At 40.4% G+C, this 18749-nt stretch carries 15 protein-coding genes; 12 read left to right on the top strand and 3 right to left on the bottom strand.

The genetic code is table 11. The features are described 5' to 3' along the window. The first annotated feature begins 19 nt into the window (after positions 1–19). The 3 genes from OKW21_RS10875 (at position 20) to OKW21_RS10865 (ending at position 2918) form a co-directional block, all read left to right on the top strand. On the top strand, positions 20–904 hold the full coding sequence (locus tag OKW21_RS10875; protein ID WP_277479439.1) for a hypothetical protein: 885 nt from the start codon (positions 20–22) through the stop codon (positions 902–904). Between the two features lie 88 nt (positions 905–992). Further along, positions 993–1541 (top strand): hypothetical protein, encoded by a 549-nt coding sequence (locus OKW21_RS10870; protein WP_277479438.1) that lies wholly within the window; start codon positions 993–995, stop codon positions 1539–1541. A 252-nt stretch (positions 1542–1793) separates the two neighbouring features. Then, a complete protein-coding gene (locus OKW21_RS10865; protein WP_277479437.1) occupies positions 1794–2918 on the top strand; it encodes a transporter in 1125 nt (374 codons plus the stop codon). A gap of 160 nt (positions 2919–3078) precedes the next feature. Here the strand turns inward: OKW21_RS10865 and OKW21_RS10860 are convergent, their stop codons facing one another. After that, positions 3079–3279 (bottom strand): DUF1059 domain-containing protein, encoded by a 201-nt coding sequence (locus OKW21_RS10860; protein WP_277479436.1) that lies wholly within the window; start codon positions 3277–3279, stop codon positions 3079–3081. A 731-nt stretch (positions 3280–4010) separates the two neighbouring features. Here OKW21_RS10860 and OKW21_RS10855 point away from each other — a divergent pair. From OKW21_RS10855 to OKW21_RS10815, 9 genes are all read left to right on the top strand, one after another. After that, on the top strand, positions 4011–4538 hold the full coding sequence (locus tag OKW21_RS10855; protein ID WP_277479435.1) for a DUF4943 family protein: 528 nt from the start codon (positions 4011–4013) through the stop codon (positions 4536–4538). A 482-nt stretch (positions 4539–5020) separates the two neighbouring features. Next, on the top strand, positions 5021–6157 hold the full coding sequence (locus tag OKW21_RS10850) for a sensor histidine kinase (protein WP_277479434.1): 1137 nt from the start codon (positions 5021–5023) through the stop codon (positions 6155–6157). Between the two features lie 83 nt (positions 6158–6240). After that, the gene (locus OKW21_RS10845; RefSeq protein WP_277479433.1) at positions 6241–7350 is read left to right on the top strand and encodes a sensor histidine kinase; all 1110 of its coding nucleotides are present in this window, start codon (positions 6241–6243) and stop codon (positions 7348–7350) included. Positions 7351–7571: 221 nt separating this feature from the next. Further along, positions 7572–7931 (top strand): hypothetical protein, encoded by a 360-nt coding sequence (locus OKW21_RS10840; protein WP_277479432.1) that lies wholly within the window; start codon positions 7572–7574, stop codon positions 7929–7931. 345 nt (positions 7932–8276) lie between these two features. Further along, the gene (locus OKW21_RS10835) at positions 8277–8666 is read left to right on the top strand and encodes a hypothetical protein (protein WP_277479431.1); all 390 of its coding nucleotides are present in this window, start codon (positions 8277–8279) and stop codon (positions 8664–8666) included. Positions 8667–9605: 939 nt separating this feature from the next. Beyond that, the gene (locus OKW21_RS10830) at positions 9606–11990 is read left to right on the top strand and encodes an ABC transporter permease (RefSeq protein ID WP_277479430.1); all 2385 of its coding nucleotides are present in this window, start codon (positions 9606–9608) and stop codon (positions 11988–11990) included. Between the two features lie 40 nt (positions 11991–12030). After that, the gene (locus OKW21_RS10825) at positions 12031–12756 is read left to right on the top strand and encodes a CPBP family intramembrane glutamic endopeptidase (RefSeq protein WP_277479429.1); all 726 of its coding nucleotides are present in this window, start codon (positions 12031–12033) and stop codon (positions 12754–12756) included. Between the two features lie 79 nt (positions 12757–12835). Beyond that, positions 12836–13186 (top strand): PadR family transcriptional regulator, encoded by a 351-nt coding sequence (locus OKW21_RS10820; protein ID WP_277479428.1) that lies wholly within the window; start codon positions 12836–12838, stop codon positions 13184–13186. Positions 13187–13197: 11 nt separating this feature from the next. Then, positions 13198–15825 carry an ABC transporter permease gene (locus OKW21_RS10815; RefSeq protein WP_277479427.1) on the top strand — a complete coding sequence of 876 codons (2628 nt, stop codon included), beginning with the start codon at positions 13198–13200 and terminating at the stop codon, positions 15823–15825. A 613-nt stretch (positions 15826–16438) separates the two neighbouring features. On the opposite strand, the gene OKW21_RS10810 is transcribed toward OKW21_RS10815, so the two are convergent. Together OKW21_RS10810 and OKW21_RS10805 are read right to left on the bottom strand one after the other, a co-directional pair. Continuing rightward, on the bottom strand, positions 16439–16654 hold the full coding sequence (locus OKW21_RS10810; RefSeq protein WP_277479426.1) for a hypothetical protein: 216 nt from the start codon (positions 16652–16654) through the stop codon (positions 16439–16441). Positions 16655–16808: 154 nt separating this feature from the next. After that, complete coding sequence (locus tag OKW21_RS10805; protein WP_277479425.1) at positions 16809–18263, bottom strand: Gfo/Idh/MocA family protein; 1455 nt, start codon at positions 18261–18263, stop codon at positions 16809–16811. Between the last annotated feature and the right edge of the window lie 486 nt (positions 18264–18749).

The following is an 18749-nucleotide window of genomic DNA, read 5'->3' as shown; positions in this document are numbered from 1 at the left end:
TTTTTGAGTAATATTGATTATGGAAAATTCAATAAAGCTCACTTTTATTTTGTCACTTTTGACGCTGATGCTTTATCGTTATGAAATCGTGAATGCACAGGAAAAAGCCAGCCCAATACTTTGGCAGATTGAGACAAAAGATGGCAATGTGTATTATGGTAAGATCATTTCTCAGTCACAGGAAATACTGAGACTGGAAACTGAAAACCTGGGGATACTCACTATTCCCGTTGAAAACATTCGTAGTATACGTGAACTCAGTGAAAATGAGGTAAAGGATGGAGAAATATGGCCAGAAAACGCACAGGCCACCCGCTACTTTTTTGCCCCTAATGGTTATGGCCTTCGTAAGGGAGAAGGCTATTATCAGAATGTCTGGATATTTTTTAATCAGCTCAGCTTTGGCGTAAGCGATAACTTTTCAGTGGGCCTGGGAATGGTTCCACTCTTCCTTTTTGCTGGCGCTCCTACACCTATCTGGATCACACCAAAATTATCAGTACCGGTAAAGAAAGATAAACTCAACCTGGGAGTTGGTGCATTAGTAGGGACCGTAATTGGTGAAGGGAGTACGGGCTTTGGAATGGCCTATGGCGTGCTGACAGTGGGAGATAGAAATAAAAACCTTAACATTGGACTTGGATACGGCTTTGCCGATGGCGGATGGGCTGATACTCCACTCATCAACATAGGTGGAATGTTACGCCTGAGTCCCAAAGGCTATTTGCTCACAGAAAACTATTTTGTGGTCGTTGATGGAAGCGCATTTGGAGCATTTTCCATTGGCGGAAGAACGGTATGGAACCGTTTTTCACTTGATTATGGTGGTTTTGTTCCATTTAATGATGTTGATGGTTTAATTATCGTCCCCTGGTTAGGCTTTGTAGTTCCTCTGGGAAAATAATGTTCTGAGACTTGCTAAACACTATGCTCTAAGTCTTTATTTTTTAGTCAAAAAACCTTACATTTCGGTTAATATTGATTTCTAAGGTATGCGTAGGTTTGCCGCCATAACACTTCTCTTTGTCTTTTTCCTTTATCACCTGGGCTATTATGGTTTCTATTTAGCGCTCAGTCATCAACTTGATAAGCAGTGGAACAATAAAGTATATTCTGAATATCTGACATTGACAGCCGAAGAGTTAAAGCATACTTCAATCCCATTGTCAATCCCCTACCAGCCTGACCAGCAGCATTATGAGCCCCACAGTGGAAAAGTAGAAATCAATGGTCAATATTACCGGATCGTAAAGCAAAGATATGCTCAGGATACACTACACATTTTGTATGTAAATGATAGCTTACAAACTGATCTGGATGCTTCTGTAGATGAATGGATAGCTTCCATGATTCAAAAGCCACTAAATTCGGATCATCAAGGCATTCAACGCTGGAAAACACTTGCCAAAGATTTCATTATTGATGAATTCTGGGTGTTGGTTCAACCAAAACGCTTACTGGCTTCGCAGCCTTATCAGCAAGAAATAGTTGTAGAATACAGGTATCATATCTCAATTCCTTCCCCGCCTCCAAGATCATAAATAGATAAAATACGGACAGCCTGGCCTGTCAATACAGTTTTTTTGAGAGAGTAGTATTATTTATTGCTTAACGTAGCTATGCAATAATGTATGATGCGCTATTCACTGTGCGATTTTCTATTCCCTTTCTTTTCTTGACAGCCTTTTAATCTATTTATGCTTTCCTATTGAATGTTCAGCTTACATTAGAAAAAATCTATAAGATAGCCGAAGATCATAGGATCGCTCAACTATTCAATCATACCAATCAAGATGAAAAAATCTTTATTCATAATACTATGCTTATCCACGCTGGGAGTCATTACTATTCAGCATATTCATGCCCAGGGCTGTGTAGCCATTCGTCACTTTTCTACTTGTAGCGCAATAAATGATGGCTCTAATGTTGCGCTCCATGAGGGGCAGTGGCAAATAGGTGCTGCCTACCGTTACTTCAAATCAGACCGTCATTTCAGAGGTACGCAGGAGGAAGTAGACCGTCAGGTGAATAACACTGAAGTAATTAACATCTCAAATTCAGTAGATGTGACTTTGACCTACGCACTCAACCCCCGCCTAAGCTTCAACCTGGTACTGCCCTATGTCCACTACAGCCGTTCGTCTCTTTATGAACACGGACTGGTCAATGGAGAGTATGTAAAGCAGGAAAGGAAGAAGACTTATGCCTCCGGAATAAGTGATGTTCGGCTTTCGGCCAACTATTGGCTGCTGGACTTTGACCGGAACCCTGGAGGCAATATTGCGGTTGGTTTCGGAATCAAATTACCTACCGGAAACTATCAAGCTGAAGATCTTTTTTATAATGTAGGTCCTGATGGAGGGGATGAAAGTCGTACCGTGGATCAGTCTATACAGCCTGGTGATGGTGGTTTTGGATTGACTGTTGAGTTTAATGCTTATAAAGAAGCTTTCAGCCATACCTACCTTTATGCCGCTGGTTTTTACTTAATCAATCCGCGAGAGACAAATGGGGCACGTACCTACCGTGAGACGCTGGTTGCCAATGTGCTGGACAATGAAGCTATTATGAGCGTACCTGACCAATATATGCTAAGAGGTGGAATCAGCAGAAGCATCATGCGGCTTGCGGGCCTATCTTTTTCAGTAGGTGCACGTTTTGAAGGTGTGCCGGTGAGAGACCTCCTAGGAGGAAGTGAAGGCTTTAGAAGGCCCGGATATGTACTATCTATTGAACCTGGCATCAATTTTATGAAAGGACAGCATAATATCAACCTGAGTATACCCGTCGCTTTGGAAAGAAACCGACTGCAAAGTGTAACTGACAAGGAGACCGAAGATGCGCTGGGTATTCCCCGACACGGTGACGCCGCATTTGCTGATTATCTTATATCTCTGTCTTATAGTAGAAGATTTTAATGTTGAGCAAATAAGTAAAATCGAGAAAAGCCCCAGCCACAAGTGCCGGGGCTTATGTTCATTGATTTCTGCTTGACTTAAAAATTACTCTAGCAAGCGATGAATAGCTTATGCTCAAATATTCCTGTATATCCTGCTTTAGCTTTATCTCGTTTAAAAATTATCTCATGAGCAAAGTAGCAGTATGCTCTTCTCTGAGAACTGATTTTAATTTCTCCTCAAGCTCGGGTGTGATTTCTCCCAATCCGTGGGCTTTCTGAGCATGATCAGCGGCTAATTGTAAGGCTTCTTTCTCTGTTTGAGCACGTATGATACCATCACAGTTGAAGCCCAGATCACGGCAGTGAATGACTTTTTCCATAGCGTTATAGGTTTATATTGTACATATGAATTGTGTAGTAATTTTATGTATCATATCACTATTCCTAACTTTCCACGCATCTATCTCACTGGCTATCATAAAGTTAAGCTTTTTTTTAGATATTAAAACCATCCGGCTTAGCTTTGTTTGTGAGGTAAAATTATCTTCTTAGAACTTCATCCGGCAGCATATATCTCTTTTCAGCTGTATTTTCTTATCCCAAGCCCTGTGTCCCAAAGGACTTTCTACAATAAAGCAACAGACCAATGGCTACCTGCTTTTCAATATCCAACTCAGGTGTTTTTTTTACAGAAAACTCTCAATAGAGGAACATTTTAATGCTTAATCTTTCTCAATTTATGCAGCTGCTCATACTTACAACCTTCAGCTTATTTCCTGTGTCTTTATTAAAGATTTGGCTTCTGTTTATCATAATAGATAAAAAAAATCTTAAGTGGTAACCACAATAAATGCGCAAGTGTCATTCCGTAGCAAGGATGAGGAATCTTTACCAAAAAGAAAAAAACATGTACTTAAAGGGTAAAGGCCTGCTACATGTATGAGGCAGTGCTGAACATACTATAACTTCCTTTTTTTGACTAAAAAAAAGTTCTCCCAGAATGACAAAAAGAGTAGGTGTGAGATAAACAAATTTTTTTATCTTCTATACGCTATCATTAAAAAAGACTAAGTCAAATCATGAGAACCAACGCCTTTACCCCCCCCACTGCATGAAAAATTTTTCTTCCTTTATCCTGCTTTTTTTTCTCAGCTTTAGCTATCTCAGCTGTGAGAAAAATGAAAGTGAGCAGCTCAGAAACGAGGTAGAGCAATACATGTTTGATTTACAGGCGGGTAAATATGATAATGCCGTGGAACTTCCTGCTTTTACGACCGAAGCTATCCCTACTCTACTCAATTACAGGAATAATAAGCATCTGATCACAGACTTTCCGCGTAATCCTATTTCTTCACTCTATAATCCTAATTGTACAGTAGGTTTGTACACCCTCTGGATTGTTGAGTCCATACGGCTAAGGTATGCCCAGCCGGATAAAGCTTTAAGCGGTGGTTTTCCTTCTTTGACCCCTAATCTAGCAAGGCGTAGCAAGCATGTCTTTAATCCAGAAGAGCTTGAAGAGGCCCAGGAAGCCGCGGCTACAGCCTATCAAAACTGGTGGTTAGACTCTCAAAGCACAGATTTGTACAATCAGATGCAGATAGATCCTCTGCAGAACACTGATTTCTACTGGTTTTAGTGCATTCTACGCGCATATAAGTTAGAATTCAATAGTATACTCTTTCATTCATTTAGTCGCATCGTAAAGCTCAAGCTCTTTATTAAAGTCTAGAGTTATCATATAAGTGACCTGCTAGCTATTACGATGATGCCTCAAGACGAAATGGGTTAAATTCTATGTAAAAGAGATAGCCTCCAGGGCTGGATTGTATGCTACTACTAATTTACATATCATGCTTTCATTTAGGATAAATTAACTATTCGCTGGTAAGTAAATTGCTTCAAATTTTATTTACGTGGTAAGGCTTTTATGCCTAAAAAATGGAGATTGATTATTTTTTACTTATCTTTTTATGTTATGATTAATCCTTTTTTCTAAAGGGTAATACTCAAGTGAAATGATATTGAAGTATTCAAAACAGCAATGAACAGTTTTTTGGCACAATTAATAATTGTTGTTTTACATTAGCAATCTTAAAAACATAACCTCACACCACAAAAATGAGCGCTGCTAATATCCTCAGTGTTAACAAAAAGATCATCATTGAACGTTGGACTACCTCTGTTCGTAATAAGATTCCGGATGCTCATCAGTATAACTTACCTGTCCTGAAAAATAATATTCCCAATCTTATTGAAGCATTAATCATAGCCCTAGAGTCTGATGATGCCCGTAACCCTGTCTTTAAGAGTGAATCTCACGGGAGAGAAAGGGCCCACAAAACACAATATACCATCATACATATCATCAAAGAATATCATATGCTTAAAGATACTATCTTTGATGTGATAGATGAATATGGGGACAACATAGAAACAAGAGAACGTGACGGAATCATGTTTGCGATTGACCAGGCCATAGAACAAGCCTGCGAGGTTTTCTATCAGATTCGCACTGACCAGCGAAAAGAAGCTATGGACAAAGCTGAGAATCTGCTTTCTGACCTGGAAAAACAAGGTATAATGCGGGATAACTTTATCGCCAGTCTTTCTCATGACCTCAGAGGCCCACTTAATAATACAATTCAACTGGTTGAATTGCTGGATGAGCATCTTTCGCCCGTAAAAGATGAGTTTGTGGATCATATTTTGAAAGGCATCGCTAAAAGTACTGCTAAGGGTAATGAGCTGATCAGCAATCTGCTGGATGTAAACCTTATACAGGCAGGCAACCCTGTTCCGATTCACCCTGAAAAAAGTGACCTCCTTGAGGATATCAGAGTTTCTATAGATTCTCTGAAGCCCTCGGTCAGGGAACGCATTTCTCTTCAGTGTCTGCAGCATAAAGTGATGGGTTACTGGGATTCGGGAGCTATTTGTCGGGCGGTGGACAATCTGATCTCCAATGCATATAAATATGGTGCTAAAGGCAGTGTGATCACTTTAAATTTGCAGCAGGAAGGGGAACAAACCATCCTCTCTGTGCACAATGAAGGAAATCCTATTCCCTTAGATCAGCAGAAGAAGCTATTTGACCTTTATTTTCGCGCCAACAATGATAAATCTAATGGTTGGGGATTAGGACTTACCCTGGTAAAGGGTATCGCTGAGGCTCATCAAGGCAAGCTGGATGTCATCAGCAATGCCAATCATGGTACTACATTCAGTATGATCATTCCCAATCAAGTAAGTCACTAGAGAAGCATATCACTCATAACAATAAATGGTTCATGCTAGCGCTTAATGAATCTGTATTAGCTTAAAAGCCTAATTTTTTTTGCATGCACAATTTGTACAAAAGTATTATTGATACAATTCCAATATTTTTTTTCCTATGGGATAGAAAAAAGAAAGAGACTATTTTTATCAGCAAAAAATTCTTTGACTATAAGTCAGGTTCATATTTTGTACCTGATAAATCTAAGGATGATTTAAGGCAATATATTCATTCTGACTATCAAGAATTGTATGATAACTTTTTCCTCTTCTTGTCTGAAAAAAATAACTTTCATGATAAAGTAGAACTTAAGGCTGCGGATAATTTACCCGATATCAAGTGGATGGAACTAAGTACTTATCCGGTAGTCAATAAAAAGCAGGAGGTAAACTTTATCTCAGGACATATTAGTGACATTACATCAGACAAGGCTTACACCAAAGTTTTAGAAAACCAGGTCAAGGGATTAGATACCGTCCTTTTTTTGATGGCGCATGAACTGAGCGCTCCAGTTGCCAATATCATGGGCCTGAGCGAGGTACTAAAATATGAGAGCAAGAACGGTGAGCATAAAAATCACCTTAACTTTTACGATACCATTTTTGATTTGGGTAGCGAGATACAAACCATCACCCGGGGGCTGATCGGCCTGATAGAGTTACAAAAATATCAGGATTCCATTAATCTAAAACGTACTAACCTTAAGGCTTTATTGGAAAACTGCAGCCGCAATATGATCTACAATAAATATCATCAAACTTATGAAGTTGATTTGCATGATATTCCTGATGACTTGATCATCATGGTGCAGGAAGACCAGTTCAGTAGAGCGATAGAAGAGTTACTATTATATCTTCAAAAACATAAATATAGTGATGAAGAAATAAAGATGCACCTATCGGAAGAAGCAGCAGATGATTTGACTTCTATTGCTATCACATCTGCGGATATCAAATTACCCATCAGCATTGTGGAAAGAGTACTGCAACATAATGGCAGGCTGGAATTAAAAGATGTGAAAGGTAATCGTTTCCGAGGTATGCTTGAGCTGATTATCGCGAAAGATATTATTGAGAAGCATAAGGGAAAACTTGAAACATTTGACCTTGATCAGCATACAGGCTTTCTCATTTCAATTCCAAAAAGGAAGGAGTTACAACCTGATTTTCGCTGATTTCTTCACTTAATTCATTCCACGTCCAATAAAATCTCCAATGATTAGTTAATTGAATATATAGCATGCTGAAAACAGGTGTTTTTTAGTGGTTTAGGCCTATAAAGCAAATTAAAAATGTTGATAGAGCAATACTTATCAGTTAAATAGAAATCTATAAAAACTACAGCTTAGTATCTGTCATCAATGCGTAATCCACTGACATCTTAAGTTGTTTCAGTATGAAAATTACTATCCTCATTCTCATTCTTTCTACCTTCGTATCGGCTTGTGACTATGCCATTGAAGAGCAAGCTGCAGATGATTTACTCATTGGTTCATGGAAAAATGTGGATCATGAAAACTCCATCACTTTTGATGCCCATCATAATTTTACTGTGAAATTCAGTTCACACACCGCATTTTCATTTAATTATTATCTTGATGAGCGCGGTGGTTTGAGACAGGTAAATATTTACGACTCGCTTTTTGAGCAATCGTACAAGTACGAATTTTTAGCGAAAGACCTGCTTAAAATGTATATCATTAGCCCTAATACGCAAGAAATATTAGATTCCGGCATCTATACCCGATTTCAATAAGACGGTACATATATTAATCTATATACATTATTCTACTCCTAAAGAAAGTATGGCTTACAGCCAATATTCTTAAGCATAAGATACCTGTCTCTTACTCTGATCAGGGTATTTCTCTTCTATAAGCTACCTAATTAAGGAATTCTTTAATTGCAAAGGGCATACGTTTTCATATGTGTCAAACTCCCACTGAATATAAAATGATTTCAGGTATAAAAAAGGTTAAATTCAACTCTGTTTTTACAACAAAAGCATCTTGAAACTTCTAAAATGAAAAATAAAATTGACATTTACACTCATCATTACTTTCCCTTTCACATGATTGTCTTAGGTCTAGCTTTTTTACTGATGTCAGTTATCATCAGCATGATGTACCCTGTAGTAGCCATTGTATTATTTATGCTGGGTATTTTATTAGTCAGTACGCATTACCGCTTATCTGTTGATACCGAAAATAAAAAATACCGGGAATACCTATGGATAACAGGCTTCAAAAAGGGAGAGAAACTGCCTTATAAACAAATCATTGACATACATATCAAACACATTACACAAAGTATTGAATACGGCTTTGTTTCACGGGTAAGGGGTCGCAAAAAGGTGTACTCAGCAGCAATAGAAATAGATGGAAATCAAAGTTTATTTGTAGGAGAGCATCGCAGTGAAAAAAAATTACTGAGCAAAGTAAACAAAATTGCGGAGGCTGTACAGACAGAGGTTTACAAGTCCTACGAATGACAGCTTAGACAAAAGACTAAATTTTACCTCTGTAACTTTAAGTAAAACGAAACAAGCCCTCCTCATGAGTGAGCACATGCATCAGGACTATTACTGCCGAAGGGGCTGGGCATGGCTCCTATCCATCACTTGCGTAAATAAAACCTATCAACACTTTACCTCCATTTTACAGGTCTCATCAAAGCGGATGTACGTGCCGGAACTAATGAACTGAAAAAATTCGCAAATGCTGAGTGAGATCCCCAACTTGCTTTATTGTCGCTATGACCCTTGTCACTATTCAGCAGTATTATTAACCGTATGAAGAATCATCTAAACATGTAAGTGAATGATAATTGATATACCTAAACGTACACATTTGAACATTAACTGTACGAATGAGGACAGTTATCATTTAAAGAACACCTTTTACTATGCACATTTACAGCGACTTACCGCTTTGGCTAGACATTTGGGTAAAAATTGATAAATTTATCCTATTATGAAATCATTCATAGCAATCATCCTTTGGTTCATACTGCTTGCAATCTGCTGGCCACTGGCCTTAATCTTACTATTTCTATTTCCCCTGATCTGGCTGATTTTGCTTCCTTTCAGAATTGTAGGCTTCACTTTAAATGTACTTTTCAGCTTTATCAAAGCAGTTCTTTTATTTCCCTTTCGCATGGTCAAGTCAGGCTAGGAAGCTTAACAACCTTTGTTTCATATCTCTTCTGCTCCCAGTAGCGCCGGCGGTTATGCATTCAATTCTATACTTCAACCCTGCTGGATTGTTCATCCCATTAAACGCACTATGTGCCCGCAATCGGGCATGACATGGCCGATTACGAACACTTACTTACCGAGCATGCGTTAACCATGGCTTTTCAAGGCTTATTTCTCTGATGGCATTACATTTGGAAAGTCTTATTCTACTATCAGCTGCTTTAATTTTTACCTATGCTCAGACACCACCTACTACTATTCTACCGAAATTTCCAACGTTTCAGAAGTACTTTCATCATTAACCTGATCGGGCTTTCATCAGGGCTTACTTGTGTACTGTTGATTTATCTCTGGGTAAATGATGAGCTCAAAGTGGATAAATTTCATGAGAAAGACAGTCAATTGTACCAGGTAATGGAAAATCAGAAGCATGCCGGTGATATCAATACTTCTGAGGCTACTCCCGATCTGCTGGCACAAAGCATGCTGGAAGAATTGCCGGAAATAGAACAGGCAGTGACTGTTTATCCGGCTGAATGGTTCGATAACTTCAGCTTAACTAGTGACAATGCTGATGGAAATAAAAGCATAGAAGCGAAAGGCCAATTCGTAAGTCAAGACTTTTTCACTGTCTTTTCCTACGATTTGCTGCTGGGTAACAAAGATCAGGTGCTGAAAGATAAAAAAGGAATTGTTATCTCAGAGGCATTAGCCATCAGTTTGTTTGGGACTACGGACGATGTTGTAGGAAAGTCGTTGGAATGGCATCTTTTGCAGTATAGCAAGCCCGCCCTGATTACCGGTGTGTTCAGCAATATACCAGCACAGTCTACTGCTCAATTTGATATTGTGCTGACAACTGAGGCTTTTGGGGATATCCGTCCCTGGGAGATGAACTGGGGAAATACCGGGCCAAATACTTATATCACTTTGCAGAGAGGCACAAATATCAATGGGTTTCATGAAAAAATAGAAGACTACCTCAAGGTAAAAGACGAGACCATTACCCACCGCAAGCTGTTTGTACGCCCCTATTCAGATGCCTATCTTTACGGGAACTATGAAGATGGTAAACAAGCCGGGGGCCGAATTGAATATGTCAGGCTCTTCTCAATTATCGCCATCTTTATCCTTCTCATTGCCTGCATCAATTTCATGAACCTTTCTACTGCCAAGGCTTCCCGTCGCGTGAAAGAGGTAGGGATAAAAAAAGCAGTGGGTGCCGGCCGCAACAGCTTAATCATTCAATACCTGAGCGAATCCGTTTTTATGACATTACTCTCACTTATGACTGCCATACTATTGGTGTCATTGTTATTACCCCAGTTCAATATCATCACTGCTAAGCAACTTTCATTTGAGCTGAGCTTACCAGTGGCGGTTACGCTATGCATCATTACAATTTTTACCGGCTTGCTAGCCGGTAGTTATCCTGCCCTGTTCTTATCAGGCTTCAGTCCGGCAGTAGTATTGAAAGGAAAGCTTAACGGCAATGTGGGTGAAGTATGGGCCCGAAAAGGTTTGGTCATATTCCAATTTGTACTTTCGGTAATACTGATCGTATCCGTTTGGGTCGTCTACCAACAAATTACTTTTGTGCAGCAAAAGAACCTGGGTTTTGAAAAAGAGAATTTGATTTCATTTCCTATAGAGGGAGAAACAGCTAAGCGAATGCACACATTTGTAGATGAGCTAAGGCGTATTCCTGGTGTATTGAATGCTTCTACGATGCGACAGAACATTATCGGAAATCAATCCTCAACGATAGGGTTAAACTGGCCTGGCAAAGATCCTGAACAGGTGGTACAGTTTCAGAATTTTAGTGTGGGCTATGATATGATAGAAACTCTTGGCTTAAAAATTTTGGAAGGTCGTAGCTTCAGGACCGCATCCATTGCCGATACGGCTGCTATTATTTTTAATGAGACTGCTATCGCATTAATGGGGCTTGAAAAGCCCGTAGGCGCTACCATCAATTTGTGGGGCGAAGAACGCCAGATCATAGGCATTGTTGAAGACTTCCATTATGAGTCCCTGCGTGAAGAAGTAAAGCCAATCTTCTTCAAGCTTAACAAAACTGATATGATGACAGTGATAGCACGACTAAAGGCGGGCAATGAACAACAAACTTTAGCTCAAATACAGGACTTCTATAAAAGCTTTAATCCCGCTTATGCTTTTGATTATCAATTCGTCAATGACGATTATCAGGCATTGTATGAAGCGGAACAAAGAGTTTCGACACTCTCAAAATATTTTGCCGGATTAGCAATGCTTATTTCCTGTCTGGGGCTTTTTGGTCTTGCGGCATTTACCGCAGAAAGGAGGCTTAAAGAAATTGGCGTCAGGAAAATCCTGGGAGCAAGCAATTTTAGTATCATTTATCTTTTGTCCTCTGATTTTACCAAAATGGTTTTGATCGCCATCGGTATAGCTTTACCTTTAAGTTATTTGATAACCCACCGCTGGTTAGAAAACTATGCCTTTCAGATTGAGCTTAGCTGGTGGTATTTTGCTGGTGCGGGTATTATCGCATTGCTGATTGCCTGGTTCACCGTAGGCTTACAAACCCTTAAAGCAGCCCATGCCAAGCCGGTGGACTGTCTTAATGACGAATGAAACTAAGGGTTTTGCTTTGAAAACTAAACCATACACTTCAATGTCAGAGGTACTCACTGAAAGAAATACGCTTTCAAAAGGAAAAAGCCTCCTGCTTTTCGTACTTACCATCATCGGAGGGTTTGTATTGTTTATCTTTCCCAATCTGTTGTTAGGTATCAGCAAGTGGAACGCAGGGCTGAGCGGTATCAATCTACTATTGATTGCTCTATTTCAGTTTTTCACTGTATGCACCCTCATTTACTTTTCCCTTAAGTTAATGAGTAAGGACTTCAGCTTTATCGGGCTGAGCAGTAACCATTGGAAAGTAGATTGTTTTTTAGGTCTTCTCACAGGATTTAGCTGGACGGCGATGCAATTTTTATGGATTATTCCTCAAACCAGAGGCGCGGAAAGAGGCGATATTTCCGGTATGATTGAAGTGATGGATGGGACAGCTATTGGCCTGTTCTCTTATCTCGCACTCGGAATCATAGGTGGTGGCATTACCGAAGAAATATTCAACCGTGGCTATTTTATCAATGTGTTAAAAAGTACTTTCAAAAATCAGAAATTAGGACTATGGATAGCAAGTAGTTTGTCTATCCTATTCTTTGCAGCCGGACATTTACCATCCAATGCAGTGGAATGGTTTGATATTTTAGTACCAACGCTTGCATATACAATTTTATTTATTTACACCCGTAGACTTACTGCTTCCATGCTAGCCCATGCAGTTTACAATGCTTCGGGGATTCTATCTGTATATTATCTGTACTATCAATAAATTCATTTTAATGATTTCTTACTAAATTGTATAACAAATAAAAATCTATGCTTATATTAGTTCTACAATTTAGTATCATATGAAAGAAACACGTTTAGGAGACTTTGAAGAAGTAGTGCTCTTACTGGTTGGCATCTTAGGAGAACAAGCTTATGCTTTTAATATCGCTGAGGAGTTTGAAGCGCAAACTGAGAGGTCTATCTCTATCGGCGCAGTACACTCAACCCTCAGCAGGCTGGAAGACAAAGGCTTTTTGACTTCTGAAATGGGAGCTTCAACTGCTGAAAGAGGTGGGAGAAGAAAGCGGATCTACACCATTACTGCCTATGGGCGCAGAGCCCTGGAATTGTCCAGAGACCTCAAAGTTTCATTATGGAAGCAGTACCCTGCATTCGCACCTGACTTTCTGAATTTTGGTGGTCAGATATAAACAACACTAAAATGAAAGCTAAGCAAACCATACCTCCCAGATTAGCCCGGCGCTTCCTGCACTGGTTCCTGCGGGAAGACCTCAAAGAAGAGGTAGAGGGTGACCTGCAAGAGAAATTTTACATCAAGCTTGAAGGAAGCTCACCTACTTACGCAAAGCTCAATTACTGGTATCAGGTACTGCAATATTTGCGACCTTTTGCCATCAGAAAATCAACATATACCCCAACCCACTACGCTATGTACCGAAGTTATTTTAAAATTGGCTGGAGAAACATCAGCAGTCACAAAGAGTACGCGTGTATCAATATAGGAGGACTGGCAACTGGCATGATGGTCGCATTGCTGATCGCCCTGTGGATTTATGATGAGTTATCTTTTAACAAGTATCATGACAATTATGAACGAATCGTTCAGGTCATGTACCACGCAACCTATGAGGGTGAGCGTAAAACGAATAACAGCCAGCCCCCTGGCATGGGAACGACTCTGACATCTACCTACGACCGCTACTTTGAATATGTAGTACCTGCGACTCAGACTTCAGAATTTGTTGTAGCCACGGAAGATAAAAAGTTGACTGCAGCCGGACGCTTTATGCAAGCTGATGCTCCCAAAATGCTAGGTCTAAGAATGCAAAAAGGCACTCAGCGTGCTCTTGAGGATATGCGTTCCGTATTGATTTCTACCAACTTAGCTGAAAAGCTGTTTGCCGATGCTAATCCTATAGATCAGCTCATTACGATCAACGCTAATTTGGAAGTAAAAGTAAGTGGTGTATATGAAGACTTACCGGCAAATTCAGCATTTTATGAACTGGAATTTATCATGCCCCTTGACCTATTTTATTCGACAAATCAATGGACGGGACCAGATGTATGGGATAACTTCTTCATGCGAACCTACGCCCAGGTCCGATCCGGAGTAACGATCAGGGAAGCCTCGGAAGCCGTTGAAGATGTAATGTCTGCCCATATCGCACCTGAAGATGCTGCAAGGGAAAAACCAGAAATATTCCTGCACCCTATGTCCCAGTGGCACCTGCATTCACAGTTTGAAAATGGTGCAAAAGTCAGGAGCAAAGCGTATATGTTTGTCTGGTTCTTCGGCATTACCGGCCTATTCGTTTTGTTGTTGGCATGCATCAATTTCATGAATTTGAGTACTGCCCGTTCAGAAAAGCGAGCCAAAGAAGTGGGCATACGTAAAAGCATCGGTTCAGTGCGTCATCAGTTGGTGAGCCAGTTTCTCAGTGAGTCATTACTGATTGCTATCATAGCATGTATTGTCTCGGTAGGAATGGTATGGCTTACTCTGCCCTGGTTCAATGAATTGTCTGGTAAGGACATACAATTACAATGGCTCAGTCCAGAAATTTGGGGGCTACTCATTTTATTTACTGTGGTAACTGGCTTACTTGCCGGTAGCTATCCCGCTTTTTATCTGTCTTCTTTTCAGGCCGTCAGCGTACTGAAAGGCAGCTTCAGGAGCGGACGGCTGGCGGCGCTTCCCCGGAGAATGTTGGTGGTATTTCAGTTTACCATTTCTATTGCGCTCATTATAGGTACCATCACCGTTTATCAACAGATTCAATTTGTAAAAGATCGCTCGCTAGGTTATGAAAGTGAAGGCTTGCTCACTTTCCCGATGAATTCTCCAGAGTATTACCGAAACTACGAACAGTTACGTAACGAATTGATACGCACCAATGCTGTAGCTGATGTCGCAAAGTCATCACGTCCTCTTACCAGTGCCCTGGGATGGAATGAAGGATTCAACTGGCCGGGTAAAGCCCAGGATACAAGCCCGGCTTTTAACACGATCTGGGTGTCATCCGACTATGGCAATACAGTGGGATGGGATATTGTTGAGGGTCGTGATTTCTCCCATGATTTTGCGACAGATTCCGCGGCAATTATCGTAAACGAAACTGCGCTAAAGCTTATGGGGCTGGAAAACCCCATAGGAGAAGTCGTCAGTTTTGACCCTTCCTGGGCAGAACGTAAGGAGTATACAATTGTAGGAGTAACCAGAGATATGGTGAAGGAGTCACCTTATGAAGCTACTCACCCTTCTGTCATTTTCAATGATGATAATGCTGCCAGTTGGTTGTTTGTCAAAATCAAGCCTAATTTTCCAGCCCAGGAAGCCTTACCAATAATTGAAGAGGTCTTCAGCGAGTTAGTGCCTTCTGCCCCTTTTGATTATAAATTTGTAGATAACGAATACAATACAAAGTTTCGTGCCGAAGAGCGAATTGGTAAGCTTGCGTCTTTATTTGCCTTGCTGGCGATATTCATCAGTTCTCTCGGCTTATTTGGTCTTGCTTCATATGTAGCGGAGCAGCGTACCAAGGAAATCGGTATTCGTAAAGTGCTGGGTGCTTCAGTCAGTCAGCTTTGGCAATTACTGTCCAAAGAATTTATGGTACTGGTGATGTCTGCATGTATTATTGCTGCCCCCCTGGCTTATTTCCTTTTACAAGGCTGGTTAGATAATTACGAATACCGGACCAACTTAAGCTGGTGGACATTTGCTGCTGCGGGTACAGGTGCTTTGCTGCTTACGCTGCTCACGGTGAGCTTTCAGACCATCAAAGCAGCTTTGCTTAATCCGGCGAATAGTTTAAAATCAGAGTAAATTGTCAGGATCAGGATCACAAACATCTAACTCAAGGCATACACAAAATATTTGCGATGATACTGCTGAGGGTATGCTTATATACCAAACTATAGCCATTATGTTTATAGTATACCTGTAATATTAAACCATTGATAAGTGTCAATCCTACTTCTATTCAAAACCAGCTGGCAAAAGCCTCAAACTGATAGCTAGGGTAGCCAATCAGAAATAAAATATATGAACTAAATCAACCTGTGAGTATGGCAAAGCTCATAAAAAGGTTTCAAAAAAAATAGAAGTCACGGTGTATAGTTATTGGATTAAGTATTTAATACGGCCAATTCTTTGTATGAGCTTCTAAACTAAAAGTGGGGCAACAAGCTGTTTCTGTACATACGTCATTTCTGTTAGTTAGATTCACGCTTACGGATCAAGACAGTATTATTATTTTGTCGGATTAACAGGCACTTTAACCTTTAAAATACATATATGTGATACGCATTAAAGAAATACGGTTAATGGATACATTTTGTCAAATAGAACGTACAGTATGATTGAGTGTCAGTCTGTGGTTGCTCTAACATAATCCCAGCGACAATCTCCGATTATATTTGCATGAAAGCCGAATAGATTATTTTTCTTCTGATTTAGTATACAGGCTTCTGATCTGCTTTAGTGTAATCAGTCCAAAGGCAAGTGCTCCTACTATTGCAATCAATGAAGCGACAGTCTTCCATCCCGCATCGGTTTTGAGAGCATCAACAAGTGTATATACATTCACGATAAGTATGATTAGGCTGATCACTAAAGCTACCCATCGTTTAGTAAGTTCCTTACTGTTTTTCATGGAGCAAAAATAGTACACCGAGGAGAGCATAAAAAATCCGGCATACAACATATTTATCTATTGAGATACTATTAGTAAGCCGGATTTAAATCAAAGTATCAACCTCTTAAGGAGAATAGGGCACTTCTGCCTAAGGCTGATTTTCACATGTTTCCTAAACCTCCCAACCTTTACGGTATTCCCTACCTACAAATTGATTGGCCTCTTTAAGGTTTGTGATCACCATATTTTCGCCATCCCATAGCAGCTTTTTACGTCCGTAATAGTCATTCTTTCCTTTTCGTAGCATATATGAACGGATAGCCAGATTGCCCATCAAAACGGTTTCGGTCATAGGGCCTGCATAATCAAAGGAAGAAGTAAGCGCCTTATGTTCAGCACTATCAAAACCTGCTTTACAGGCATCTACCCACATACGCTGATGGCCATATTCGGGTTCTTCGTTATCTTCTGACTCTGGGCCAAATTCGGTAGTACCATCATTGAGGTACAGTTTTGGCTTAAGAGGTGAACTGTCGTTGATATTGGTAGAAATTAAGCCTTTGTCACCAATGATCAATACTCCATTTGCACTATTGGCACCTCCTATATCATGGTCAGCAGGTATAATTTCAGGATGGGAAGGCCTTATTCCTCCATCACTCCAGGTCATCTCTATAGGCGCTTTACTCTTGTCAGTAGCATCAAAATGCAGGGTAATGAAAGAAGACGGAGGACAACCTTTGGGGTGGTAGTCCGGCGTCCACATCTGCGAGTAAATTGAGCTTACGCTACACTCAGCATCTGTCGGATATTTGAGTCCCAATGTTCTGAAGGGTATATCAATCAGGTGGCAACCTACATCACCCAGCGCACCGGTACCATAATCCCACCAGCCTCTCCAATTGAAGGGGTGCAGGTTTGGCGTATAAGCCATATACTCTGCAGGCCCCAGCCACAGATCCCAATCCAGGTCTTGAGGTTTCTTGCTTGGTTCTGGCTCAGGCATAGCTCCTCCCTGCGGCCATACGGGCCGATTTGTCCAGATTTGTACTTTTGAAATGTTTCCCAGCTTGCCGGAATCTATCCATTTCTGCACCATTCCCAGCAAAGGGTTAGACCCTCCCTGATTACCCATCTGGCTCACAATCTTGTTATCTCTGGCCATTTGAGTGAGCATACGTGCTTCACGAATATTGTGCGTCATAGGCTTTTGCACATATACATGCTTACCTCTTTCCATCGCATAAGCGGCCGCTGGTCCGTGTACATGGTCAGGTGTGGAAATGGTAACCGCGTCTATATCAGATTCATTGTCCAGCATTTCACGATAATCGGCATAGCGTTTTGCCTTGGGAAACTCTTTGACAGAAGCCGATGCCGAGCCGGAGAAATCCACATCGCAAAGTGCCACTACCCTTTCCCTGCCTTTTACGGACGCATTGAGGATATCACTTCTACCTTTACCTCCGGCACCGATAGCGGCCAGATTGAGCTGATCACTGGGAGCTGTAAATCCCGCTCCACCCAGCACATGGCGCGGTACCAGAAAAAAGGAAGATGCTGCCGCGCTTTGTTTGATAAAAGTTCTGCGGGAGTTAGCTGGCTGCTCAGATTTTCGTTCATTCATGATTTGACTATTTAAGTATTAGGTTATTGTATGTATAGGAATTATGCTTGGATAGACCGCTAACATTAAGCGTTCAAGAATCAAATGCACTATCATTTTCTCTATTAATGATAAAACTTTTGAATATAAACATCATGGCTTAAGAATACTATGATTAGCACTTTACAAATTTAATAAGTTTGAATTATTGGGGGTTAAATCAGTTCCTGAGCTCTTTATCCGTGTGCATTTTGGATGCGAGATAAAGTATTCATCAGATTTTTTTTAACACAAGCATATGGTCTATAACTTAAAAAGTATTAGTTCCATAGATACCTTCTGAAATGAAAATGAGACGTACGAAAAAGTGATGAATAATATCGCCTGCTTAGGGTTTTCTTCAATAAGCTAATATTGTGGAAGATATAGTGAAGCAGAAAAGCAGGTGAACCTGCTTTTCAATTCTATGCTTTTGTTTTGTGAAATATTGGAAGGTTAGCCATACCA

The sequence above is a fragment of the Catalinimonas alkaloidigena genome, assembly GCF_029504655.1.
GTDB lineage: Bacteria > Bacteroidota > Bacteroidia > Cytophagales > Cyclobacteriaceae > Catalinimonas > Catalinimonas alkaloidigena.
Note: the sequence above shows the minus strand (reverse complement) of the source record. Positions and strands in the feature narration are given on the sequence as shown.

Coding starts and splice junctions, on each gene's coding strand:
- OKW21_RS10875 (WP_277479439.1), top strand. CDS start 20: ATGGAAAATTCAATAAAGCTCACTTTTATTTTGTCACTTTTGACGCTG.
- OKW21_RS10870 (WP_277479438.1), top strand. CDS start 993: ATGCGTAGGTTTGCCGCCATAACACTTCTCTTTGTCTTTTTCCTTTAT.
- OKW21_RS10865 (WP_277479437.1), top strand. CDS start 1,794: ATGAAAAAATCTTTATTCATAATACTATGCTTATCCACGCTGGGAGTC.
- OKW21_RS10860 (WP_277479436.1), bottom strand. CDS start 3,279: ATGGAAAAAGTCATTCACTGCCGTGATCTGGGCTTCAACTGTGATGGT.
- OKW21_RS10855 (WP_277479435.1), top strand. CDS start 4,011: ATGAAAAATTTTTCTTCCTTTATCCTGCTTTTTTTTCTCAGCTTTAGC.
- OKW21_RS10850 (WP_277479434.1), top strand. CDS start 5,021: ATGAGCGCTGCTAATATCCTCAGTGTTAACAAAAAGATCATCATTGAA.
- OKW21_RS10845 (WP_277479433.1), top strand. CDS start 6,241: ATGCACAATTTGTACAAAAGTATTATTGATACAATTCCAATATTTTTT.
- OKW21_RS10840 (WP_277479432.1), top strand. CDS start 7,572: ATGAAAATTACTATCCTCATTCTCATTCTTTCTACCTTCGTATCGGCT.
- OKW21_RS10835 (WP_277479431.1), top strand. CDS start 8,277: ATGTCAGTTATCATCAGCATGATGTACCCTGTAGTAGCCATTGTATTA.
- OKW21_RS10830 (WP_277479430.1), top strand. CDS start 9,606: ATGCTCAGACACCACCTACTACTATTCTACCGAAATTTCCAACGTTTC.
- OKW21_RS10825 (WP_277479429.1), top strand. CDS start 12,031: ATGTCAGAGGTACTCACTGAAAGAAATACGCTTTCAAAAGGAAAAAGC.
- OKW21_RS10820 (WP_277479428.1), top strand. CDS start 12,836: ATGAAAGAAACACGTTTAGGAGACTTTGAAGAAGTAGTGCTCTTACTG.
- OKW21_RS10815 (WP_277479427.1), top strand. CDS start 13,198: ATGAAAGCTAAGCAAACCATACCTCCCAGATTAGCCCGGCGCTTCCTG.
- OKW21_RS10810 (WP_277479426.1), bottom strand. CDS start 16,654: ATGAAAAACAGTAAGGAACTTACTAAACGATGGGTAGCTTTAGTGATC.
- OKW21_RS10805 (WP_277479425.1), bottom strand. CDS start 18,263: ATGAATGAACGAAAATCTGAGCAGCCAGCTAACTCCCGCAGAACTTTT.